The 21,628-nt window shown below is 55.2% G+C and carries 22 protein-coding genes; 10 read left to right on the top strand and 12 right to left on the bottom strand.

Translation table 11 applies throughout. The features are described 5' to 3' along the window. Nucleotides 1–7: 7 nt before the first annotated feature. Both F3J38_RS06945 and F3J38_RS06940 read right to left on the bottom strand, forming a co-directional pair. On the bottom strand, nucleotides 8–592 hold the full coding sequence (locus F3J38_RS06945) for a response regulator transcription factor (RefSeq protein WP_167136326.1): 585 nt from the start codon (nucleotides 590–592) through the stop codon (nucleotides 8–10). Nucleotides 593–695: 103 nt separating this feature from the next. Continuing rightward, on the bottom strand, nucleotides 696–1,052 hold the full coding sequence (locus F3J38_RS06940) for a YbgS-like family protein (protein ID WP_167136324.1): 357 nt from the start codon (nucleotides 1,050–1,052) through the stop codon (nucleotides 696–698). 295 nt (nucleotides 1,053–1,347) lie between these two features. Between F3J38_RS06940 and aroG the strand changes: the two genes are divergently transcribed. After that, nucleotides 1,348–2,400 (top strand): 3-deoxy-7-phosphoheptulonate synthase AroG, encoded by a 1,053-nt coding sequence (aroG, locus tag F3J38_RS06935; RefSeq protein WP_167136322.1) that lies wholly within the window; start codon nucleotides 1,348–1,350, stop codon nucleotides 2,398–2,400. A 61-nt stretch (nucleotides 2,401–2,461) separates the two neighbouring features. Here the strand turns inward: aroG and gpmA are convergent, their stop codons facing one another. The 6 genes from gpmA to modE all read right to left on the bottom strand — a co-directional run bounded on the left by gpmA (nucleotide 2,462) and on the right by modE (nucleotide 9,276). Next, on the bottom strand, nucleotides 2,462–3,214 hold the full coding sequence (gene gpmA / locus F3J38_RS06930) for a 2,3-diphosphoglycerate-dependent phosphoglycerate mutase (protein ID WP_007890623.1): 753 nt from the start codon (nucleotides 3,212–3,214) through the stop codon (nucleotides 2,462–2,464). 153 nt (nucleotides 3,215–3,367) lie between these two features. After that, nucleotides 3,368–4,402 carry a galactose-1-epimerase gene (galM, locus tag F3J38_RS06925; protein ID WP_167136320.1) on the bottom strand — a complete coding sequence of 345 codons (1,035 nt, stop codon included), beginning with the start codon at nucleotides 4,400–4,402 and terminating at the stop codon, nucleotides 3,368–3,370. Beyond that, the gene (gene galK / locus F3J38_RS06920; RefSeq protein ID WP_167136318.1) at nucleotides 4,396–5,544 is read right to left on the bottom strand and encodes a galactokinase; all 1,149 of its coding nucleotides are present in this window, start codon (nucleotides 5,542–5,544) and stop codon (nucleotides 4,396–4,398) included. Before galK ends, galM begins: the two co-directional genes overlap by 7 nt. Then, complete coding sequence (gene galT / locus F3J38_RS06915) at nucleotides 5,545–6,588, bottom strand: galactose-1-phosphate uridylyltransferase (RefSeq protein WP_167136316.1); 1,044 nt, start codon at nucleotides 6,586–6,588, stop codon at nucleotides 5,545–5,547. 357 nt (nucleotides 6,589–6,945) lie between these two features. Next, the gene (gene modF / locus F3J38_RS06910; RefSeq protein ID WP_167136314.1) at nucleotides 6,946–8,418 is read right to left on the bottom strand and encodes a molybdate ABC transporter ATP-binding protein ModF; all 1,473 of its coding nucleotides are present in this window, start codon (nucleotides 8,416–8,418) and stop codon (nucleotides 6,946–6,948) included. Nucleotides 8,419–8,493: 75 nt separating this feature from the next. Further along, nucleotides 8,494–9,276, bottom strand: a complete 783-nt coding sequence (gene modE, locus F3J38_RS06905) for a molybdenum-dependent transcriptional regulator (RefSeq protein WP_167136312.1) — start codon at nucleotides 9,274–9,276, stop codon at nucleotides 8,494–8,496. A gap of 117 nt (nucleotides 9,277–9,393) precedes the next feature. On the opposite strand from modE, the gene F3J38_RS06900 reads away from it, so the two are divergent. The 4 genes from F3J38_RS06900 (at nucleotide 9,394) to modC (ending at nucleotide 12,201) form a co-directional block, all read left to right on the top strand. Next, nucleotides 9,394–9,552: an AcrZ family multidrug efflux pump-associated protein gene (locus F3J38_RS06900; protein WP_167136310.1), complete on the top strand. Its 159-nt coding sequence runs from the start codon at nucleotides 9,394–9,396 to the stop codon at nucleotides 9,550–9,552. 128 nt (nucleotides 9,553–9,680) lie between these two features. Then, nucleotides 9,681–10,454, top strand: a complete 774-nt coding sequence (gene modA / locus F3J38_RS06895; protein ID WP_167136308.1) for a molybdate ABC transporter substrate-binding protein — start codon at nucleotides 9,681–9,683, stop codon at nucleotides 10,452–10,454. Continuing rightward, a complete protein-coding gene (modB, locus tag F3J38_RS06890; protein ID WP_167136306.1) occupies nucleotides 10,451–11,143 on the top strand; it encodes a molybdate ABC transporter permease subunit in 693 nt (230 codons plus the stop codon). The genes modA and modB overlap by 4 nt, the downstream gene beginning before the upstream one ends. After that, complete coding sequence (gene modC / locus F3J38_RS06885; RefSeq protein WP_167136304.1) at nucleotides 11,143–12,201, top strand: molybdenum ABC transporter ATP-binding protein ModC; 1,059 nt, start codon at nucleotides 11,143–11,145, stop codon at nucleotides 12,199–12,201. The genes modB and modC overlap by 1 nt, the downstream gene beginning before the upstream one ends. A 74-nt stretch (nucleotides 12,202–12,275) precedes the next feature. Here the strand turns inward: modC and F3J38_RS06880 are convergent, their stop codons facing one another. Beyond that, nucleotides 12,276–13,094, bottom strand: a complete 819-nt coding sequence (locus tag F3J38_RS06880) for a pyridoxal phosphatase (protein WP_167136302.1) — start codon at nucleotides 13,092–13,094, stop codon at nucleotides 12,276–12,278. A gap of 149 nt (nucleotides 13,095–13,243) precedes the next feature. On the opposite strand from F3J38_RS06880, the gene pgl reads away from it, so the two are divergent. Beyond that, on the top strand, nucleotides 13,244–14,239 hold the full coding sequence (pgl, locus tag F3J38_RS06875) for a 6-phosphogluconolactonase (RefSeq protein ID WP_167136301.1): 996 nt from the start codon (nucleotides 13,244–13,246) through the stop codon (nucleotides 14,237–14,239). 747 nt (nucleotides 14,240–14,986) lie between these two features. On the opposite strand, the gene F3J38_RS06870 is transcribed toward pgl, so the two are convergent. Both F3J38_RS06870 and bioA read right to left on the bottom strand, forming a co-directional pair. Next, a complete protein-coding gene (locus F3J38_RS06870) occupies nucleotides 14,987–15,463 on the bottom strand; it encodes a kinase inhibitor (RefSeq protein WP_167136299.1) in 477 nt (158 codons plus the stop codon). 69 nt (nucleotides 15,464–15,532) lie between these two features. Then, on the bottom strand, nucleotides 15,533–16,825 hold the full coding sequence (bioA, locus tag F3J38_RS06865; protein ID WP_167137101.1) for an adenosylmethionine--8-amino-7-oxononanoate transaminase: 1,293 nt from the start codon (nucleotides 16,823–16,825) through the stop codon (nucleotides 15,533–15,535). A gap of 86 nt (nucleotides 16,826–16,911) precedes the next feature. On the opposite strand from bioA, the gene bioB reads away from it, so the two are divergent. The 4 genes from bioB to bioD are packed head-to-tail and all read left to right on the top strand — an operon-like array spanning nucleotide 16,912 to nucleotide 20,501. After that, nucleotides 16,912–17,943, top strand: a complete 1,032-nt coding sequence (gene bioB, locus F3J38_RS06860) for a biotin synthase BioB (RefSeq protein ID WP_034821141.1) — start codon at nucleotides 16,912–16,914, stop codon at nucleotides 17,941–17,943. After that, nucleotides 17,943–19,094, top strand: a complete 1,152-nt coding sequence (gene bioF, locus F3J38_RS06855) for an 8-amino-7-oxononanoate synthase (RefSeq protein WP_167136297.1) — start codon at nucleotides 17,943–17,945, stop codon at nucleotides 19,092–19,094. The genes bioB and bioF overlap by 1 nt, the downstream gene beginning before the upstream one ends. Continuing rightward, the gene (gene bioC / locus F3J38_RS06850) at nucleotides 19,078–19,833 is read left to right on the top strand and encodes a malonyl-ACP O-methyltransferase BioC (protein ID WP_167136295.1); all 756 of its coding nucleotides are present in this window, start codon (nucleotides 19,078–19,080) and stop codon (nucleotides 19,831–19,833) included. Before bioF ends, bioC begins: the two co-directional genes overlap by 17 nt. After that, nucleotides 19,830–20,501, top strand: a complete 672-nt coding sequence (bioD, locus tag F3J38_RS06845) for a dethiobiotin synthase (RefSeq protein ID WP_167136293.1) — start codon at nucleotides 19,830–19,832, stop codon at nucleotides 20,499–20,501. Before bioC ends, bioD begins: the two co-directional genes overlap by 4 nt. A gap of 90 nt (nucleotides 20,502–20,591) precedes the next feature. Here bioD and F3J38_RS06840 read toward each other — a convergent pair whose 3' ends face one another. Beyond that, nucleotides 20,592–21,308: an ABC transporter ATP-binding protein gene (locus F3J38_RS06840; protein WP_167136291.1), complete on the bottom strand. Its 717-nt coding sequence runs from the start codon at nucleotides 21,306–21,308 to the stop codon at nucleotides 20,592–20,594. Between the last annotated feature and the right edge of the window lie 320 nt (nucleotides 21,309–21,628).

The raw sequence follows: 21,628 nt of genomic DNA, 5'->3' as shown, positions 1-21,628 counted from the left end.
ATGACTCTCACTGCTGTGCTTTCCACAGTTCAGCCAGCTCAACTACCGACTGCACACCGGTTTTCTCAAGGATGTTTTTCTTGTGGGTGCTGACGGTTTTATTGCTGATGTGCAGCTGTTCGCCAATCTGCAAATTCGACAATCCACGCACCAGCAGGGCGACAATTTGCTGTTCTTTTTCGGTGAGTGGCAGTTCGATAGGTCCCGGCAGCGGTGGGAATGCTTGATGACCGCCCAGTACAGCCAGGATCGCGCTCAATAGCTGCGCCATACTCTGACTTTTTACCACATAGCCCGATGCACCCAAGGAGACCGCACTCAGTAACGTGTGTCGATTTTGTTGGGCTGAGTAAATCAGCACGGGGCAGCGTTCATCGCGTGCGCGCAGCCGACGGAGCAGCTCTAACCCATCACTGTTCGGTAAGCCAATATCGAGCACGATAAGATCGATTTTATGCTGCTGCAGCAACTGCCTTGCCTGTGCCTCATCAGCCGCTGCGTGCAACTGCAAGGGAATGGGGGCATTAACGCAGGCCGCTTCCAGCGCGACTTCAACTAAGGGATGGTCGTCAATAAGCAGTAGTGAAGCCATGAAACAGTTCCTGTGAAATTCATGGCTTTAGCATAGCGGAAAAGGGAGACTGGAAAAATAAAGGGAGAGCGAAAGCTCTCCCTTGGTGTGATGAGCGACACGCTTACTGCGTTGTGCCATCGGTTTTATGTTTGACGTGGCCGCCACCTTTTTTGGTGTCGACCTTTTTATTCATGTCCGGGCATTTACCGTCTTTGCACATCGTATTTTTGTGCATTTCATCGGCAGACATATTTCCGCTACTCATCCCTGATGTTGCTGCACTGTTGGTATTCATGCTGCCATTATTAATTTTGCTGTTATCCACTTTGTTCGGTGGCAGGTTTTGTTTTGCACCACCCGCTGCCGCGCCAGCATCGGCTGAAGCATTGGCTTCACCGTTGTTGTCTGCGGCCATGGCTGCACCGCTGCCTAACGTCATCGCTGCCGTGAGAAAGATAATTGCAAACTTATTCATCATTATGCTCCTTTAATCGATGGAGAGTTGCCGTCTTACACCCGCTGGTGCTGAGCGACGCATGAAACTGGTCATGACGGAATATAATTCCACCATTAACGCTTCGCTTAAAAATTTAATATCGCAAGCAGACTATTCCTCAGTGCTTACGTTTAAAAAGCTTAGTCGATGACCGCATAAATGCAAATTTAACAAATGCATTTCCGCGCGAGTGGAATTTACACCTGATGCCTGAAGGGATACATTGAACAGGTTGCGCCCGGCGAACGCTGGGCCAGAAATTTGAATGGAATTATGTATGGATTATCAGAACGACGATTTACGCATCAGAGAAATCAAAGAATTATTACCCCCTGTTGCTTTGCTCGAAAAATTCCCCGCCACCGATAAAGCCGCTGAAACCGTTGCTCAGGCACGTCAGGCGATTCACCGCATTCTGCACGGCCAGGACGATCGCCTGCTGGTGGTGATCGGTCCTTGCTCGATCCACGACACCGAAGCCGCTAAAGAGTACGCGAGCCGTCTGCTGACGCTGCGTGATGAGCTGAAAGGCGAGCTTGAAGTGGTGATGCGCGTTTATTTCGAAAAGCCACGCACCACGGTTGGCTGGAAAGGGTTGATCAACGATCCATTTATGGATGGCAGTTTCCAGATCAATGACGGCCTGCGCCTGGCGCGTAAGCTGCTGGTGGATATCAATGATACGGGCCTGCCAGCAGCAGGTGAGTTCCTGGATATGATCACTCCGCAGTATATGGCGGATCTGATGAGTTGGGGCGCAATTGGCGCACGTACCACTGAATCACAGGTACACCGCGAGCTCTCTTCTGGTCTCTCTTGCCCGGTTGGCTTTAAAAACGGCACCGATGGCACCATCAAAGTGGCCATCGATGCGATCGGGGCAGCCAGTGCGCCGCACTGTTTCCTCTCCGTCACCAAATTCGGTCATTCGGCGATTGTCGAAACCAGCGGTAACGAAGATTGCCATATCATTCTGCGCGGCGGCAAAGAGCCGAACTACAGTGCAGAACACGTGGCAGCGGTGAAAACCGGTCTGGAGAAAGCGGGCTTGCGTCCGCAGGTGATGATCGACTTTAGCCATGCGAATAGCAGCAAGCAGTTCCAGCGTCAAATGGTGGTGGCAGAAGATGTTGCGCAGCAGATCGCAGGCGGTGAGCAGGCGATTACCGGCGTGATGATTGAGAGCCACCTGGTGGAAGGTAATCAAAGCCTCGACAGCGGTAAACCCTTGGTTTACGGCCAGAGCGTGACCGATGCGTGCATCGGCTGGGATGACACTGAGAAGGCATTGCGTCAACTGGCGCAGGCGATCAAACAGCGTCGCGGCTAACCCTTAACGCGCAATAAAAAAGGCCAGACTCGCGTCTGGCCTTTTTGTTTTCAGCCGGGAATTACTTGGCTTTACCCTGGTTAGCAACGGCTGCAGCTTTCGCGGCAATCTCGTCTGCATCACCCAGGTAGTAACGCTTCAGCGGTTTGAAGTTCTCGTCGAACTCATACACCAATGGCACGCCAGTTGGGATGTTCAGTTCAAGAATCTCGTCTTCGCTCAGGTTATCGAGGTATTTTACCAGCGCACGCAGAGAGTTACCGTGTGCAGCAACGATCACTTTCTCACCACTTTTGATGCGTGGCAGAATGTTTTCGTTCCAGTAAGGGATTACGCGCTCGATGGTCAGTGCCAGGCTTTCGGTGGTTGGCAGCTGTGCATCGGTCAGTGATGCGTAACGTGGATCGTGGCCAGGGAAACGCTCGTCCGCACGGTCCAGTTCCGGTGGAGTGATGGCAAAGCCACGACGCCACTGTTTAACTTGCTCGTCACCATATTTGGCAGCGGTTTCTGCTTTATCCAGACCCTGCAGCGCACCGTAGTGACGCTCGTTTAGACGCCAGGTTTTCTCAACCGGCAGCCAAGCCTGATCCAGCTCATCCAGCACGTTCCACAGGGTGTGGATGGCACGTTTCAGCACGGAGGTGTAGGCGAAATCAAACACGAAACCTTCTTTCTTCAGCAGCTGACCGGCTGCTTTGGCTTCGGTGCGACCTTTGTCAGACAGATCCACGTCATACCATCCGGTGAAGCGGTTTTCCTGGTTCCACTGGCTTTCGCCGTGTCGCACCAGAACCAGCTTAGTTACGGCCATAGCTTAACTCCTTAATGCTTGATGTTTCGATGATTATAGAAACCGGCTGCGGCCACCTGAACAAGCGGCTCACTAATAGCGCCATACCATAGCGGAAAACAACGCACGGCGTAAGCCTGTCGGCAACACAGTGCGCGTTTTTCATCCGGCGTCTTACTGCGGCGTAAAGCGATAACGCGTCTCAGACTGCCAGCGGTCGCCAGGTTGCAGCCAGCAATCAGGCTGCGGCCACTCGCTATGGTTGGGCGAATCCGGTAAAAATTCACTCTCCAACGCGATGCCCTGGAAAGCAGTATAGCTGCCCTGTTCACGGGCGCGTGTTCCATCCAGATAGTTGCCTGAGTAGAACTGCAGCGCCGGTGCAGCGGTAAATACGGTTAGCGCCAGTTTGCCATCGGCCGACCAGAGCTGGGCGGCGGGCTGAGTACTGTCACCCGCGGTGTTGAGCAGAAACGCATGGTCATAGCCTTTCACCGCTTTTTGATCGTCATCGGCGAGGAAGTCATCCATCACACACTTCGGTTGATTGAAATCGAAGCTGGTGCCGGCCACCGCTTTCAGTGGCGCGTTAGGAATGCCTTCGCTGTCGACCGGTAAGTAACGGTCCGCGTGCAGTTGTAAGCGATGCTGGCGTGCATCGCCATGATGCGCATCAAGATTAAAGTAAGCATGGTTGGTCAGGTTCACCGGGCAGGGCTTGTCGGTCTGCGCCTCATAGCGGATAGACAGGCAGTTATCATCGTCAAGATGGTAAACCACGTCTGCAATCAGATTGCCGGGGAAACCCTGATCGCCATCCGGTGAATCGAGGCGATAGTGCACTTCGGTCTCGCTCTGACTGACGATTTGCCAACGGCGTTTATCAAACCCATCTGGGCCGCCGTGCAGTTGATGCGCACCCTGATTAGCGGCCAGCAGCAGGTTTAACGGTTTTAGCTCTGCCGAGGCGATGCGATTGGCGTAGCGGCCCACCGTCGCGCCCAGATAAGCATCCTGGTGCAGATAATCGGAAGGTGTGGCACAGCCGAGCAGCGCTTCACGCACGCTGCCGTCTTGCATGGGTACGCGCGCGGAGAGCCAGGTCGCGCCCCAATCCATAAACGTCACTACCATGCCGTTGTGATTGCGTAATACGGTGATGCGCCACGGTTGCCCGTCTGGCGCATGTGAATTGACATCACTTACCATTGGCCCGCTCCTGCAGAAGCTTTGCATACGTAGAAGGTTTCTTTGATGCCGGTCTGTGCTTCATATTTCTGCGCGACGGCAGCTTTCACCTGATCCACCAGATCGGTTGGCATCAAGGCCACAATGCAGCCGCCGAAGCCGCCGCCCGTCATGCGTACGCCGCCACGCGGTCCGATTTCCGCTTTAACGATCTCAACCAGTTGATCGATAGGGGGAACGGTGATTTCAAAATCATCACGCATTGAGGCATGGGATTCAGCCATCAATTCACCCATGCGCTTCAGATCGCCACTGCTCAGCGCATCGGCGGCTTCCAACGTACGGGCATTTTCGGTGATGACATGGCGCACGCGTTTTGCCACCAGCGCATCCAGCTGCGATTCAGCGGCCTCAAATTCGGCCAGCGTGACGTCGCGCAGTGCGGGCTTGTTGAAGAAGCGCGCGCCGGTTTCACACTGTTCGCGACGGGTGTTGTATTCGCTGCCGACCAGGCTGCGACGGAAGTTGGAGTTGATGATCACCACGGCGACATCTTCCGGCATGGAGACGGCGCGTGTGCCGAGGGTGCGGCAATCCAACAGCATCGCGTGGTCAGGTTGGCCGAGTGCAGAGATGAGCTGATCCATGATGCCGCAGTTACAGCCGACGAACTGGTTTTCCGCTTCCTGACCGTTCACGGCAATGGCCGCGCCATCCAGTTTCAGCTGATAGAGCTGCTGGAATACGGTGCCGACCGCCACTTCCAGTGATGCCGATGAACTCAGACCCGCACCCTGTGGTACGTTGCCGCTAATCACCAGATCGGCTCCGCCAAAACTCGCATCACGCTTTTGCAGATGTTTTACCACGCCACGCACGTAGTTGGCCCACATCGGCTCTTTTAAGGCTTCAATCGGTGCATCCAGCGAGAAACAGTCCTGTTGGTTGTCATAATCAACCGCGACCACACGCACCTGGCGATCGTCGCGCTTGGCACAGGCAATCACGGTTTGGTAGTCGATGGCGCAGGGCAGAACAAAACCGTCATTGTAGTCAGTGTGTTCGCCAATCAGGTTCACACGGCCTGGTGCCTGAATGCTGTGCGTCGGTTGATAGCCAAAAGTGTCAGCGAAAACCTGTTGAGTGATGGATTTTAATGACATTTATTGCGCCTCGCGGAAATGGATATCGCTGACAGAACGCAGACGTTCTGCTGCCTGTTCCGCCGTTAAATCTCGTTGGGTTTCGGCTAGCATTTCGTAGCCAACCATAAATTTGCGTACCGTAGCTGAACGCAGCAGCGGCGGATAGAAATGAGCATGCAGCTGCCAGTGATCGTTGGCTTCACCGTTAAATGGCGCGCCGTGCCAGCCCATCGAATAGGGGAAGGAGCACTGGAACAGGTTGTCGTAACGGCTGGTCAGTTGCTTGAGTGCTAACGCCAGGTCGGTGCGCTGTGCTGCTGTGAGATCGGTGATACGTTTGATGTGGGTTTTTGGCAGCAGCAGGGTTTCAAATGGCCATGCGGCCCACCACGGCACCACGGCCAGCCAGTGTTCGGTTTCCACTACAGTGCGGCTGCCGTCTTTAAGCTCGCGTACCACGTAATCCACCAGCATTGGCGAACCTTTCTCGTCAAAGTAGCGGCGCTGATTATCATCTTCTTTTTGCGCTTCATTTGGCAGAAAACTGTTGGCCCAAATCTGGCCGTGCGGATGGGGATTTGAACAACCCATTGCCGCGCCTTTGTTCTCAAACACCTGCACCCACGGATAGTGCTGTCCAAGATCGGCGGTCTGCTCTTGCCAGGTACGCACAATGTCTTCCAGCCCGCTGAGTGGCAATTCGGGCAGGGTTTTGCTGTGATCGGGCGAGAAGCAGATCACACGGCTGGTGCCACGCGCACTTTCACAGCGCATCAGCACATCTTCACTCTCTGGCGCATCTGGGGTGTCCGTCATCAACGCGGCAAAGTCGTTAGTGAAGACGTAGGTGCTTTTGTAATCGGGATTTTTGTCACCGGTGATACGCGTGTTTCCTGCGCACAGGAAGCAGTCCGGATCGTGTGCAGGCAGTTGTTCCAAGGCAGGGGTTTCCTGAGCGCCTTGCCACGGACGTTTAGCGCGATGCGGTGAGACCAGCACCCACTGATCGATCAATGGGTTATAACGGCGATGTGGGTGATCGACCGGATTAAATTTTTCCATAACAAGTCCTGGTAAACGGCAAACGGATCAAAATGACTTCGATCAAAGTAGCACAAAGGCCAACGTGAAAGCGTGATCCAGTCTGGATAAATGGTATCGTTTACACAAGGTGACGATTCTCATTTTGTGGGGTTAAAGCGAGTGTTTGCTGAAATACCAGGCGGGTAAATGGTAGCGGTTACATCACGTATTCATTGAGGTGCGCATAAATGCACGCCTCTAGATGTAGGGGCGTCATTTATGGCGCTGGATTATCTTTTAGATTCGCACCGACAATGTCAGGGCGCTATTTACGACGCCCGAATGATCGTATGCATGTGCATTCTACGGTGTAGGGCGCCACTTATGGCGCCTGGATTAACGCAGATCGTCCTGCTGATAGCCGTAACCCACATCCTGTTTCACAAAACTCAGGCGGTGAGTAATACACTGCGGTGCATCTTCAGCGTGGTGTGAGACAAACAGCAGCTGGGTGCGGCCTTCGCCAATCAGCACATCGACAAAGCGACGCACCAACTGGCGATTAATCGGATCCAGCCCTTGCAGCGGCTCATCCAGAATCAGCAGTGTTGGGTGCTTGACCAGCGCGCGCGCAATCAGCACCAGACGCTGTTGACCCCATGAAAGGCTGTGGAACGGCGCATCGGCCAGATGATTGTCCATGCCCAGCAGTGCCAACCACTGGCGTGCCAGCGCTTTCTGACGGTCAGAAGCGGGTTGGTACAGGCCAATCGAATCGAAAAAGCCGGAAAGCACCACGGTGCGCACGTTACAACTTACGCGGTAATCAAGGTGTAAGCTGCTGCTGACATAACCGATATGTTGTTTGATGTCCCAAATGGTTTCACCACTGCCGCGACGAATGCCAAACAGCGTCAAATCATTGCTGTAGCCCTGCGGGTGATCGCCCGTCACCAGGCTCAGCAGGGTGGATTTACCCGCGCCGTTTGGACCGACAATCTGCCAGTGCTCACCGGGATTGACCTGCCAGCTCAGTCCATCAATCACCGCCACATCGTTATACGACACCACGCCGTTACGCAGTACCACACGCGGCGCATCATCAGCGAGATGCGGTAACTGATCCGGCTCATCGGGTTCCGGCAGCGCCATGCCTTGCAGTTTCTCACTGTGTGCCAGTTGGGCCACCAGCGCTTCGGCCAATATTGCCTTGCGTTCACCCACGTGGGTCAAGGTACATTCCGCCAGCACGCCCACCTGCTGTACAAAGTCAGGAATATCATCAAAACGGTTGAGTACCAGTACCACGGCATAGCCTTGCTGATGCAGGTCGCTGAGCGTTTCTGCAAGGCTCGCGCGGGAGGCAACATCCAGTCCGTCGAAGGGTTCATCCAGGATTAATAAATCCGGCTGAGCCATCAATGCCTGACACAACAGCGTCTTGCGCGTTTCGCCAGTGGACAGGTATTTGAAGCGGCGATCCAGCAAATAGGTGATGCCAAACTGCTGCGCCAGCATCTGACAGCGCGCTTCATCTTTGACTTCATCCTGAATAATCTGGGCAGCGGTGCGGCCGGTATCGTCTTCGCCTTCGCTGAGTAGGTCGGTGTTATTGCGTTCCCACTCTTGCGTCACCAGCTTTTGTAATTGCTCAAGTGACAGGCGGGTGCGACGTTGAAAGTCCTGGGTTACGCTGCCTTTGCCCGCCGTGATTTCGCCGGAAAGTGCACGCGCCAGCGACGATTTTCCGCTGCCGTTGGCGCCGACAAAAGCCCAGCTTTCGCCGCTGTTGAGGGTAAGATCGTTAAGGGACAGTGCTCGAGTGTCGCTAAGGTGAAATATGCCTTGCGAAATTTGCAATGAAGCCATTATTCATTCCGTTTTATGCATCGTGCTCTCAGTTTTAGCGAGCGAAGCAAGCGAAGTCAAATCATGGCCTGGATTTCAGAGCAGTGTGGCGATGATAGCGTGTTCAGCATTAAAACTGGCGGTCACGCTGTCGCCTGGCTGTAGATTCTGCTGCTGCACTTGTGCATTGTTCACGGTGGCACACAGGGATTCACCGCTTGGCAATGCCATCAGGATTTCGCTCACCTGATTCCCTGCTTCGATCGCGCTAATCGCCACCTGGAGCTGATTATCGCTCCCCGATGCCTCACGGCTAAGCTGAATCCATGGGGCTTTAATCAGCACTAATACCTCTTTGCCGCTGTCGAGCTGTAGGCGTTCGGCGCTACGTTCGGTGATTGCCACCTGTAATCGCGTCACGCCGTCCGCTAACTGTACCTCAATATGCTGTTGTACCTGATGGTGATCGCGTGCCATCACCGTACCAAACAGTTGATTACGCGCACTGGTTTGCAATGAAAAACGCGCAATCGCCGCCAGCAAACTGTCGAGCGGCAGACTGTCATTTTGCAGTGCATCAAAGGCTTTTTGCTGAATTTGCTCCATCAGGTGGAACAGCTGAATCAGACGTTCGCCATAACGTGTCAGCTGCGCACCGCCGCCGCCTTTGCCGCCAGTTGCGCGATCGACTAAGGTTTGATCAGCCATCTGATTCATATCATTGATGGCATCCCAGGCACTTTTGTAGCTGATGCCGGCCAGTTTGGCGCCCTGACTGATGGAGCCGGTTTCCTGCACGCGTTTCAGCAGTTCGATGCGGCGAGGATCGGCAAACAGCTTCTGCTGAAGACGAATGTGGAGAGAGAGTTCTGCCTGCATGTCAGCTCCTTAGGTTAGTCCGACAAGTGTAAGGCCAAAAGTAAAAGCACGAAAAGGGCAGTGCGTTTTTTTCCCTAACCGTTACAATCACTTTTTTATTTTCTGCGTGAGGTTTCCATGCTGGAACTGCTTAAAAGCTTGGCTGTGGCTGTGATCATGGTGCCAATTGTGATGGCCATTATGCTCGGTTTGATTTACGGCTTGGGTGAAGTTTTCAACGTCATCTCAAAATTTGGCCGCCGCGACGATCGTCCTGCCAACAGCACACACCACTGATTTCTAAACGCCCGCACCCTGCGGGCGTTTTGTCCTTAACTTCCGTCAATTTCTGCCGATATAAAGCTCATGACAGCATTAATTCTCACGTTGTATTATCAAATATATAACGTAACAAGGAGTAAAAAATGCTGAAAATCAATTACCGCTGGGCTGCTGCAACTGTATTAAGTGTTTCTATGGTGAGCCACGCTGTGGCTGCGGAGAAGATTACCGTGTTCGCTGCGGCATCGTTAACCAATGCGATGCAGGATATTGCGACGCAGTATCAGAAAAAGAGCGGCGTGGAAGTGGTCTCGTCCTTTGCTTCCTCTTCGACGCTGGCGCGCCAGATTGAGCAGGGCGCACCCGCCGATCTGTTTATCTCTGCCGATCAGCAGTGGATGGATTATGCGGTGGATAAAAAGAGCGTAGTAGAGAACACACGCTACACGCTGCTGGGCAACGATTTAGTGTTAATCGCACCGAAGAGTGACAGTGCGAAAGCCGTGACCATCAATGCACAGACCGACTGGAAAAGCCTGTTGAAGGGCGAACGTCTGGCGGTGGGTGACCCGGACCATGTGCCGGCGGGGATTTATGCCAAAGAGGCACTGCAAAAACTGGGTGCATGGGATACCGTCTCGCCGATGTTAGCACCGGCTAATAACGTCCGAGCGGCGCTGGCGCTGGTGGAACGTAACGAGTCGCCTTATGGCATCGTTTACGGCTCTGATGCGGTTGCCAGTGACAAAGTGCAGGTGGTGGGACATTTCCCGGCAGACAGCCATAAGCCAGTGGAATATCCGATGGCGGTCGTGAAAGAACATCAGAACGCAACGGTTAACGCCTTCTACAGCTATCTGCAGGGGCCGGATGCCGCTGCCGTGTTTAAACAGTATGGATTTACGCCGAAGAAATGATATTAAGCGATCCCGAATGGCAGGCCGTATTTCTCAGCCTAAAAGTCTCCTGCGTTGCTGTGCTGTGCAGCTTGCCGTTTGGCATCATGATGGCCTGGATTCTGGCGCGTTGCCGGTTTCCGGGCAAAACCCTGCTCGATAGTGTGATTCATCTCCCCTTGGTGTTGCCGCCGGTGGTGGTGGGCTATCTGCTGCTGATTGCTTTGGGTCGTCGCGGATTTATCGGCGAATGGTTATATGACTGGTTTGGCTTTACCTTCGCCTTCAGCTGGCGCGGTGCGGTGTTAGCCTCCGCCGTGATGGCTTTTCCGTTGATGGTGCGGGCCATTCGTTTGGCACTTGAAGCCGTGGACACGAAGTTGGAACAGGCGGCGCGCACGTTAGGCGCAGGCCGCTGGCGCGTGTTCTTTACCATCACTATTCCGTTGACGTTGCCTGGCATTATTGTGGGTACGGTGCTGGCCTTTGCGCGTTCGCTCGGCGAATTCGGTGCCACTATCACCTTTGTGTCTAATATTCCCGGCGAAACGCGCACCATCCCCTCAGCCATGTTTACCCTGATTGAAACCCCTGGCGCGGAAGGCACTGCCGCGCGCCTGTGTGCGGTGGCGATTGCGCTGGCACTGTTATCGCTGGTGGCCTCTGAGCTGCTGGCACGCTGGGGCCGCAAGCGGTTAGGGGCGGCCTGATGCTCAATTTGAATATTTCTCAACTGCTGGGCGATCACCAGCTTGACGTGAATGTGCAGATTCCCGGAAGTGGTATCACCGCGATTTTTGGCGTGTCGGGAGCGGGCAAAACCTCGCTGATTAATGCGATCGGTGGCCTGACGCAACCGCAGAGTGGACAGATACAGTTGAACGATCGTCTGCTATTTGATTCCGCCAGCCGCGTGAATCTTCCGCCAGAAAAACGTCGCATTGGCTATGTATTCCAGGACGCCCGCCTGTTCCCGCACTATCGCGTGCGGGGCAATTTGCAATATGGCATGGCGGCCTCAATGAAGTCGCAATTCAATAACCTGGTAGCATTACTCGGTTTGGAACCGCTGCTGAACCGTTTTCCGGCCTCGCTCTCTGGCGGTGAAAAGCAGCGGGTGGCGATTGGCCGTGCACTGCTAACCGCGCCAGACATTTTGTTGATGGATGAGCCGCTGGCGTCGCTGGATCTGCCGCGCAAACGGGAGTTGATGCCCTATCTGCAAAAGCTGGCGAAACAGGTCGATATTCCCATCCTCTACGTTTCTCACAGTCTGGATGAGATCCTGCAACTGGCCGATAACGTGTTAGTGCTGGACAGTGGCAAAGTGAAAGCCTTTGGTTCGCTGGAAAAGGTGTGGAGCAGCGCGGCGATGCGCCCTTGGCTACCGATTGCCGATCGCACCAGTGTGCTACGCGTGCAGGTGCTGGAGCAGCATCCCGATTACCCGATGACCGCCTTGTCATTGGGCGATCAACACATCTGGGTGAGCCGAGTGAATCAACCGCTGAAAACAGCGTTGCGCATTCGCATCGCTTCCGGCGACGTTTCGTTGGCCTTACAGCCGCCGCAAAACACCTCGGTACGCAATATCCTGCCGGCGCAGGTGGTTGAACTGCTGGAGATTGACGATCAGGTAGAAGTGAAACTGCGTATTGGTATCAGTGAACTGTGGGCGCGGATTTCGCCTTGGGCCAGAGACGAGTTGGGCATTCGGCCCGATCAATGGCTGTACGCCCAAATCAAGAGCGTGTCGATCACGACGTAGTCACGGACGCGATCAATGACGGCCGAGAGTCATTTGCAGGGTGCGCATGTCTGCGCACCTACTGAATCAAAGCCTTACAGAACCTCTTTATAAATCACTTCTGCAATCCCGGGTTCCAGATTGGTGCCAATTACCTTTTTAGCGCGCGCTTTGATCGCGTCATCGGCATTGCCCATTGCGACACCTAATCCAACCTGTTCTAGCATGCTGAGGTCGTTATAGTTGTCACCGAACGCCAGCACATCTTGCATGCTGAAGCCTTGGCTTTCCACCCACTGCTGCAGGCGTTTACCTTTGCTATTGCCTGCCTGAGCGATATCGACCTGATCATGCCACGACCACTCACACGCCAGACCCAACTCGGATTCAGTGCGTTCAGCGAATTGCTGTAATGCGCGGGTGTCAGGATGGGAGAGGGCAAACTTCCAGATGGAACGAGCATCCAGCGCTGCCTGCGCCAGGCTCGGCACTTGCAGGAACACAGGACGTTGCGCTTCCGGCAGCGATTGTGCCCAGTTCAGGGTACGCGTGACGTGGCCGGTGGGTTCCTGATACAGCATGGCGTCATCCACATACAGCAGGCCGTGGATGTTTTCCTGATCGAGCATCTCGATGACGCGAGTCGCCTGGCTTTTCTCCAAGGGATCGGAAGCGAGCACCTTCGTTGCTGCATAATCGTACAAGTAGGTGCCATTACAGCAGATTGCGGGTGTATCCAGCTGCAGTGCCTGATAAAAAGGATGGATAGCACAGTGGTGGCGACCGGTGACGATCAGCACTTTGACACCGGCCTGTTGCGCACGGGCCAGTGCTTCAATTGATTCTGGCAGAATGGTTTTATTCGGGGTCAGCAGGGTGCCGTCAAGATCAAGGGCGATTACGCGGTAGCTCATTACTCTTTCCGTCCGGGAGTTAACAAAACGTTAAGTCTACACCCGGCAGCGGCCCTGAGACAAAAAACAGGGCACAAATGAATCCAGCGCGACAAAATGAAACGCGCTACAGTTATCCCTTTCATCAGGCAGCGAACAAGGAAAAACGCATGAAACAAGTCGTGTATACCGCCAGTCCCGAGAGCCAGCAGATCCATGCCTGGCAGTTGCAGGAAGATGGCGCACTGACGTTATTGCAGGTCACGGATGTGGCCGGTCAGGTGCAGCCGATGGTGGTGAGCCCGAAGAAAGATTTCCTCTATGTCGGCGTTCGTCCGAATTTTCGCGTGTTAGCGTATCGCATTGCGGCCGATGGTTCCCTGAGCCTGGCGGGTGAAGCGCCACTGCCGGGCAGCCCAACGCATATTTCTACCGATCGTCAGGGGAGTTACCTGTTCTGTGGTTCTTATAACGATGCGTGCGTGAGCATCAGCCCGATCGGCAGCGACGGCGTGCCGCAGGCTCCGAGCCAGGTCATCGGTGGTTTAGATGGCTGCCACTCCGCAAATATCGATCTCAGTAACCAAACGCTGTTTGTTCCGGCACTCAAGCAGGATCGCATCTGTCTGTTCCAACTGAACGCTGACGGCACGCTGTCCCCGCGTGATCAGGCGCAAGTTACTACGGTTGAAGGTGCAGGCCCGCGTCATATGGCATTCCATCCGAACGGCGCTTATGGCTATGTGGTGAATGAACTGGATAGTACTGTCGATGTCTGGGCGTTAAACAACGTGAATGGTCAAGTTGAGCGCGTACAGAGCCTGGATATGATGCCGAAAGATTTCAGTGATACGCGCTGGGCAGCGGATATTCATATCACTCCAGATGGCCGTTTCCTGTATGCCTGTGATCGCACTAGCAGCACTATTACTGCATTCAGCATCAGCGAAGATGGTTCAGTACTGGCGATTGAAGGCTACCAGCCAACCGAAACCCAGCCGCGCGGCTTCAATATCGACCACAGCGGCCAGTATCTGGTGGCGGCGGGTCAGAAATCGCACCATATCGAAGTGTACAAGATTGCCGATCGCGGCCTGTTGCAACCGCTGGCGCGTTACGCCGTGGGTCAAGGCCCGATGTGGGTGGTGATTCACGCGTTGGATTAAAAATGAGAAATGGCGCTGGGTAGCGTGATTCTGATCTATTAAGTATTTAGTGATAACGCTATCTGGTGCCGCTTAGGGGGCTGGCGGTACAGGTGATAGCGCAGTCTGGTGCCGCTCAGGGGCTGGCGGTCCTCGCGCCGCTGACGCGGTACCTTCACTTCACTCGTCAGCCTGACGGACCGGTGCAGACGGGACTTTCCCTGTCCCGGCTGCACCTTTCGCCAGCATCCATGCTGGCTCTCCTGGCCTCCTCATTCCGTTCAGCGCTGCGAAATGCCAGCCCCTGAGCGGCCCCAGCCTGCTTGCTAACATCTGTTTACGCTGCTGGAAAGGACGCGATGACTCAGGCGATAGCGTTTTTACTATTACAAAGGGCTAGATGGCTCAGGCGATAGCGCTTTTAATGCCACAAAGGGCACGATGCCTGAGGCCACAGCGCCTCTGCTGCTGCAAGGGCTATTCGCAGCGCTGAGGCGGAGACGTTGTGCCAGGAGCCAGGCGCAGGGATGCGACTGGCAGTTCGGGTAGGCCAGGACGGCCGTACCCGAACGGTCCGACCGGCACGACGTTGCAGCCGAGGGCACCGCAAAGCGGCGCGAGGACGGCCCGGCAGCAGCAGAGGTGCTGCGGCCCGCACCAACATGCTCAATCGTGCAATAGAAAAGGCTGCCATTCCTGAAAAATGACAGCCTTAACCAAACAAGCTCTAAACTAACAAGCATTACAGCGAAGGGCACCGTTTTCACATCACGAATATTTCACCGTAATCGACGCGCTCGCCAGTGCATGGAAATGCACGTTAAAGCCGACCATGGCGCCGCTTGCGCCAGCATCTACGTCAATCTTGTCGGTGTCCATCGCATGCACGGTAAAGATGTAACGATGGGATTCGCCCTGTGGGGGGGCTGCGCCACCGTAACCAGTTTGTCCAAAATCGGTACGCGTCTGAATCGCACTTTCCGGCAACTCAGCCACGCCTGATCCCGCACCTTGCGGCAGCACGGTGACTTCTGCGGGGATGTTGGCGACCACCCAGTGCCACCAGCCTGAACCGGTTGGCGCATCAGGATCGTAACAGGTCACCACGAAACTTTTGGTCCCGGCAGGCACATCATCCCAAGCCAGATGCGGTGACAGATTATCGCCTTGATACCCCATGCCATTGAAAACGTGTCGCTCTGGCATCTTGTCGCCATCGTTAAAGTCTTGGCTAAATACGCGCATGATCTCTCCTTTTCTCGATTGTGCAGTGCCTCCCATCATGGTGAAAAATGGTCAGTACTGCCAGCGTACTCATGTCAGGAAATGTGCCTCGACATCCAGAGCTGCGCGCACCGCCTGGGTTAGCTGGGCCAGTTCAGCGGCAGAAATCAGATAAGGTGGCATCAGATAGATCAGCTTGCCGAACGGACGGATCCACACGCCGCGCTCCACAAAGAACTGTTGCAGCGCCGCCATGTTGACGGGGGAATGGGTCTCAATGACGCCAATCGCACCGAGCACACGGGCATCCGCTACCGCGTGATGCTCACGCAGCGGCAGCAACTCACGGCGCAATTGCTGCTCAATCGCCGCCACTTGCGTTGGCCAGTGTCCTTCATTGATCATCTTCAGACTCTCGACCGCGACCGCGCAGGCCAGAGGATTGCCCATAAAGGTGGGGCCATGCATAAAGCAACCTGCGGCACTGCGGCTGATAGTGTCAGCCACTTCTCGCGTGGTGAGTGTGGCAGAAAGCGTCATCGTGCCGCCGGTGAGTGCTTTACCTAAGCAGAGAATATCAGGTGTGATACCCGCATGTTCGCAGGCAAACAGCTTGCCGCTGCGGCCAAATCCCGTGGCAATCTCATCGGCAATCAACAAGATGCCGTAGCGATCGCACAGCTCGCGCACCTGTTGCAAGTAACGTGGATGGTAGAAACGCATCCCGCCTGCACCCTGCACGATAGGCTCGAGAATCACGGCGGCAATCTCACGATGGTGCGTCTCGGCGAGCTGGGCGAAATCTGCAAAGTCCGCCTCATTCCACTCGCCGTCAAACCCACACTGGGGCGCTGCAGCGAACAGGTGCTCAGGCAGATAGCCCCGCCATAAGCTGTGCATGGAATTTTCGGGATCGCACACCGACATGGCGGCAAAGGTGTCGCCGTGATAGCCGCGTTTCAACGTCAGGAATTTTTGTCGCGTTTCACCGCGTCCCAGCCAGTACTGCAAGGCCATTTTCATCGACACTTCTACTGCGATTGAACCCGAGTCGGCAAGGAACACGCACTCCAGCGCTTCGGGGGTCATGGCGACAAGTTGACGACTCAGTTCCACCGCCGCGGGGTGGGTAATGCCACCGAACATCACATGGGACATCTGCGCCATTTGCTGTTGTAAGGCCTGGTTCAGACGCGGATGGTTGTAACCATGAATCGCAGCCCACCACGAAGACATGCCATCCACTAACTCGCGCCCATCGGCCAACTGCAACTGACAACCGTGAGCCGCCACAACCGGATAGCAAGGCAGCGGATCGCGCATCGAGGTATAGGGATGCCAGATGTGCTGGCGGTCAAAGTTGAGGTCGTCCTGAGTGAACATGTGCATTGTAAACCATTTTACAAAAATTTAGTTTACAAGTATAACCACGTTATTCGTCGGGATGAACCCTTTTTCTGGAGTAAGCAATGGCAAACCGCTGGACACTGACACAAGCTCAGGCACTGTTCGATAAACCTTTTCTTGAGCTGATGTTCGAAGCACAGCAAGTTCACCGTCAGCATTTTGACCCGCGTCAGGTGCAGGTCAGTACGCTGCTGTCGATTAAAACCGGTGCCTGTCCGGAAGACTGCAAATACTGTCCACAGAGTGCACGTTACAAAACCGGGCTGGAGTCCGAACGCCTGATGGAAGTGGAAGCGGTGCTGGAATCGGCGCGCAAAGCGAAAGCGGCCGGATCGAGCCGTTTTTGTATGGGTGCAGCGTGGAAAAACCCGCATGAACGCGACATGCCGTATCTGGAGCAGATGGTGCAGGGCGTCAAAGCCATGGGTATGGAAACCTGCATGACGCTAGGCACGCTGGACAACACGCAAGCTGAACGTCTGGCCAGCGCAGGTCTCGATTTCTATAACCATAACCTCGACACCTCGCCAGAATTCTACGGTAGCATCATCACCACACGCAGCTATCAGGAACGTTTAGATACGCTGGATAAAGTGCGCGGCGCGGGCATTAAAGTCTGCTCGGGTGGCATTGTCGGTTTGGGTGAAACGGTGAAAGACCGCGCAGGATTGTTGGTGCAGTTGGCGAATTTGCCTACACCGCCGGAGAGTGTGCCAATCAACATGCTGGTCAAGGTCAAAGGCACGCCGCTGGCGGATAACGATGACGTTGAGCCGTTTGATTTTATCCGCACTATCGCCGTGGCGCGTATCATGATGCCATCGTCACATGTACGACTCTCTGCGGGTCGTGAGCAGATGAGCGAGCAGACCCAGGCGATGTGCTTTATGGCCGGTGCTAACTCCATCTTCTACGGCTGCAAGCTGCTGACGACGCCTAACCCGGAAGAGGACAAAGATCTGATCCTGTTCCGTAAACTTGGCCTCAATCCAGAACATACCGCCACCACCGCAGGTGACAATGAGCAGCAGTATCAGCTCAGCGAACAGCTGGTGCACGCGGACACTGAACAGTTCTATAACGCGGCGGTGTGATGGGCTGGTCACAACGAATCGAACAGGCGCTGGCCGCGCGGCGCGATGCCGATGGCTGGCGTCTGCGCCGCCGGGTTGAACTCAACAGCGTGCGTGAAATCACGCTGGATGGGCAGCGCTATCGTCACTTCTCCAGCAATGATTATCTCGGCCTGAGCCAACATCCTGCGGTAGTTGCGGCCTGGCAGCAGGGTGCTGCGGAAGCGGGGGCAGGGGCGGGCGCATCGGGTCATGTGACGGGCTACAGTCGCCATCATGCACAGCTGGAAGAACAACTGGCTGACTGGTTGGGCTACCGGCGCGCGCTGCTGTTTATCTCGGGTTTTGCGGCGAATCAGGCGGTAATTCACCTGCTGGCGGAGAAACAGGACCGCATCCTCGCCGATAAACTGGCACATGCTTCATTGCTGGATGCCGCCAGTCACAGCCCTGCGACGCTACGCCGCTTTGCGCATAATCAGCCTGATAGCCTGGCGAAATTATTGGCTACACCCTCTGATGGCGGCACGCTGGTGGTGACCGAAGGGGTATTCAGTATGGATGGCGACAGTGCACCACTCGCCGCCCTGGCTGAAGAGACGCAGCGCGCCAACGGCTGGCTGCTGGTGGATGATGCACACGGTATTGGCGTGTGTGGCGAACAAGGACGCGGCAGTTGCTGGCAACAAGGCGTGAAGCCAGAACTCTTGATCGTCACCTTTGGCAAAGGGTTTGGCGTCAGCGGCGCAGCGCTGTTGTGCGATGACGCCACGGCGGATTACGTTGAACAGTTTTCGCGCCATCTGATCTATTCCACTGCCATGCCGCCAGCCCAGTGCTGTGCGTTGCTGGCCTCGTTGCAACAGATTCAGCAGGGCGATGAACTTCGCGCGCGGCTTCATAGTCATATCGCACGTTTCCGCGCGGGAGCCGCCGATCTTCCGTGGCAGTTGATGCCATCAACCAGTGCGATTCAGCCGCTGATTGTGGGTGAAAACAGTGCAGCACTGGCGTTATCGCAGCGTCTGGCTCAGGCGGGCTGCTGGGTCAGTGCGATTCGGCCGCCCACTGTGCCGCCGGGCACGGCGCGGCTGCGCATTACGCTCACCGCTGCACACCACACGGACGATATTGATCGTCTGCTGGAGGCGCTGTATGACGCTGCAGGTTAATAAGCAGGCGGTGGCGCAGGCGTTTGGCCGTGCGGCACAGCACTATGAACAGCATGCCGAGCTGCAACGGCAGAGCGGTGATGCACTATTAGCGTTAGCACCGGCGGGTTTTGGCCCCCATGTGTTGGATGCGGGATGTGGCACGGGGTGGTACAGCCGCTACTGGCGCGATCGCGGACGCACGCTGACCGCCCTCGATCTCTCGGCCAACATGCTGGAAGCCGCTCGCGTGCAGCACTCAGCCCAGCACTATCAGCAAGGCGATATCGATGCGTTGCCGCTGTCTGATGACAGTGTTGATGGTGTATGGAGCAATCTGGCGGTGCAGTGGAGCAGCGATTTGCGCCTTGCGCTGCAACAGTTTCTACGCGTGACCCGCGCTGGCGGCTCGGTGCTGTTTTCAACCCTGCTGGATGGCTCGCTGCATGAGGTCCACTACGCCTGGGCACAGCTTGATGGCCGTCAGCATGCCAACCGTTTTCTCAGCGAACAGCAGTTCTCTGCGGCCACCCTTGGGTTGCCGCTCACCTGTCAGCAACAGGTGATCACGCTGCATTTTCCCAGCGCCTTGAGTGCCATGCGTTCACTCAAAGGTATTGGCGCAACACATCTGCACGAAGGGCGCGGCACGTCGGTGCTGACACGTAAGCAACTGGCCAAACTTGAGCAGTACTGGCCGCAGGATGAGCAGGGTTATCGCCTGAGTTATCACTTGATGTATGGAGTTTTGAATAAATGACACGCTGGTTTATTACCGGAACAGACACCGAAGTCGGCAAAACCGTGGCAAGCGGTGCGCTGCTGCAAGCGGCCAGCGCGGCGGGTTTGCGTACTGCAGGCTATAAGCCGGTGGCATCGGGATGTGATATCACTCCCGCAGGCATCCGCAACAGTGATGCGCTGGCCTTACAGCGTTATAGCAGCCTTGAACTGCGCTATGAGCAGGTGAATCCGTTGGCGTTTGTGGAACCCACATCACCGCATATTATCAGCGCAGAAGAGGGCAGACCGATTGAGTTCGCCACCTTATCCGCAGGATTACGTGCGCTGGAGCAGCAGGCCGAATGGGTGTTGGTAGAGGGCGCGGGCGGCTGGTTTACGCCACTCTCGGAGACCCAAACCTATGCTGATTGGGTTGAAGCTGAGCAACTGCCGGTGATTCTGGTGGTGGGTGTGAAGCTGGGATGTATCAATCATGCTATGTTAACTGCAGAAGCGGTGAAAGCGCGTGGGTTGCGTCTGGCGGGATGGATTGCCAACGATATTCAACCACCGGGTAAACGCCATGCGGAATATATGGCTTCGCTACGTCAGCGCATTGACGCGCCGTTCCTCGGTGAAATCCCCTATCTCAGCAGCGAAGCACAGCAGGCAGAGTGCGGGCGCTATTTGACCCTGCCGCAATAGCCAGATCATTTCCCGATACGCTTCAACGCGCACCCTACGAAAACCGTGGACGGTCGTCGTAGGGTTGCCCTTCCTGAACTGCACTCAAAACTAGGTGGCCGTTAACCACTTGCTGACAGTGATATCGTCCAACTGCGCCACGCGTCCCTGTGCCACATTACGCCCACGATGCAGCAGCAGGAAATAATCCGCCACGCGGCGGATAAACGACACATGCTGTTCCAGCAACAGTATCGTCAGGCCGTAATCACGATTGAGGCGGCGGATCAGGTTGCCCATTTCCTCCTCCAACCAAGGCGACATCCCTTCCGTAGGTTCATCCAGAATTAACAGTTTGGGCTGTAAGACCAGTGCACGTGCTAACGCCAACTGCTGCTGCTGATCCATCGGTAACTCACCACTGCGTTGATGGCGCAGTGAATAGAGCGCGGGAAACAGGTCGAACACCATCTCCGGGATGGCACGGCTGCGATCGTCTTGTGCCGCCATCAGCGCAATCAGCAAATTATCTTCCACGCTCATCTGCGAGAAAATATGGCGCCCCTGTGGGACATAGCCAATGCCCATGCGGGCACGTTGCTCGGCGGGTTGTACTAGCAGATCTTCAGGCGGCGATCCGTCCTCTTGCCAGATCATTGAACCGCTATTAATGGGTAAACGCCCCATTATGCAGTTCACCAGGGTTGTTTTACCCATACCGGGGCTACCGAGCACGCCCGTGCAGGTACCCGGAGGGAGATCCAGGTCCACATCCCAAAGGATATGATTAGGACCATAAAATTGATTCACCGAACGTAAACTCAGCATCTGACTTACTCCTTCCAGATTTTTAGCCTGAATGCTCCCGCTCTGTGTCGTCTGGCATACAGTCATGCACAATGAGTGATGATGATTACGGCTGTCGGCCTGCTTGCAGGCCCTATGGACTCGTCACCCCATAAGGATATTCCTGCAATTCCCAGGCCAGGTTAGAACAATCGAGGTATCTGCATCAGAATCGCGCTAAAACAGCCATTAAAGATGAGCGATGCTTAATAATTCCATTTAGTAACCACTGGGTTGCACTTTGGCGGTGCTGATTGCTTAACGTTTCTGGTGCATCTGTTCATTTGTAAGGCAATGACTGA

The sequence above is a fragment of the Candidatus Pantoea formicae genome, from assembly GCF_011752625.1.
Taxonomy (GTDB): Bacteria; Pseudomonadota; Gammaproteobacteria; order Enterobacterales; family Enterobacteriaceae; genus Pantoea; species Pantoea formicae.
The sequence above is the reverse complement of the archived record's forward strand: the minus strand, read 5'-3'. Positions and strand labels throughout refer to the sequence as shown.

What these genes read in the sequence shown, in the direction of transcription:
- F3J38_RS06945 (WP_167136326.1), bottom strand. Translation starts at nt 592, where the DNA reads ATGGCTTCACTACTGCTTATTGACGACCATCCCTTAGTTGAAGTCGCG.
- F3J38_RS06940 (WP_167136324.1), bottom strand. Translation starts at nt 1,052, where the DNA reads ATGATGAATAAGTTTGCAATTATCTTTCTCACGGCAGCGATGACGTTA.
- aroG (WP_167136322.1), top strand. Translation starts at nt 1,348, where the DNA reads ATGGATTATCAGAACGACGATTTACGCATCAGAGAAATCAAAGAATTA.
- gpmA (WP_007890623.1), bottom strand. Translation starts at nt 3,214, where the DNA reads ATGGCCGTAACTAAGCTGGTTCTGGTGCGACACGGCGAAAGCCAGTGG.
- galM (WP_167136320.1), bottom strand. Translation starts at nt 4,402, where the DNA reads ATGGTAAGTGATGTCAATTCACATGCGCCAGACGGGCAACCGTGGCGC.
- galK (WP_167136318.1), bottom strand. Translation starts at nt 5,544, where the DNA reads ATGTCATTAAAATCCATCACTCAACAGGTTTTCGCTGACACTTTTGGC.
- galT (WP_167136316.1), bottom strand. Translation starts at nt 6,588, where the DNA reads ATGGAAAAATTTAATCCGGTCGATCACCCACATCGCCGTTATAACCCA.
- modF (WP_167136314.1), bottom strand. Translation starts at nt 8,418, where the DNA reads ATGGCTTCATTGCAAATTTCGCAAGGCATATTTCACCTTAGCGACACT.
- modE (WP_167136312.1), bottom strand. Translation starts at nt 9,276, where the DNA reads ATGCAGGCAGAACTCTCTCTCCACATTCGTCTTCAGCAGAAGCTGTTT.
- F3J38_RS06900 (WP_167136310.1), top strand. Translation starts at nt 9,394, where the DNA reads ATGCTGGAACTGCTTAAAAGCTTGGCTGTGGCTGTGATCATGGTGCCA.
- modA (WP_167136308.1), top strand. Translation starts at nt 9,681, where the DNA reads ATGCTGAAAATCAATTACCGCTGGGCTGCTGCAACTGTATTAAGTGTT.
- modB (WP_167136306.1), top strand. Translation starts at nt 10,451, where the DNA reads ATGATATTAAGCGATCCCGAATGGCAGGCCGTATTTCTCAGCCTAAAA.
- modC (WP_167136304.1), top strand. Translation starts at nt 11,143, where the DNA reads ATGCTCAATTTGAATATTTCTCAACTGCTGGGCGATCACCAGCTTGAC.
- F3J38_RS06880 (WP_167136302.1), bottom strand. Translation starts at nt 13,094, where the DNA reads ATGAGCTACCGCGTAATCGCCCTTGATCTTGACGGCACCCTGCTGACC.
- pgl (WP_167136301.1), top strand. Translation starts at nt 13,244, where the DNA reads ATGAAACAAGTCGTGTATACCGCCAGTCCCGAGAGCCAGCAGATCCAT.
- F3J38_RS06870 (WP_167136299.1), bottom strand. Translation starts at nt 15,463, where the DNA reads ATGCGCGTATTTAGCCAAGACTTTAACGATGGCGACAAGATGCCAGAG.
- bioA (WP_167137101.1), bottom strand. Translation starts at nt 16,825, where the DNA reads ATGTTCACTCAGGACGACCTCAACTTTGACCGCCAGCACATCTGGCAT.
- bioB (WP_034821141.1), top strand. Translation starts at nt 16,912, where the DNA reads ATGGCAAACCGCTGGACACTGACACAAGCTCAGGCACTGTTCGATAAA.
- bioF (WP_167136297.1), top strand. Translation starts at nt 17,943, where the DNA reads ATGGGCTGGTCACAACGAATCGAACAGGCGCTGGCCGCGCGGCGCGAT.
- bioC (WP_167136295.1), top strand. Translation starts at nt 19,078, where the DNA reads ATGACGCTGCAGGTTAATAAGCAGGCGGTGGCGCAGGCGTTTGGCCGT.
- bioD (WP_167136293.1), top strand. Translation starts at nt 19,830, where the DNA reads ATGACACGCTGGTTTATTACCGGAACAGACACCGAAGTCGGCAAAACC.
- F3J38_RS06840 (WP_167136291.1), bottom strand. Translation starts at nt 21,308, where the DNA reads ATGCTGAGTTTACGTTCGGTGAATCAATTTTATGGTCCTAATCATATC.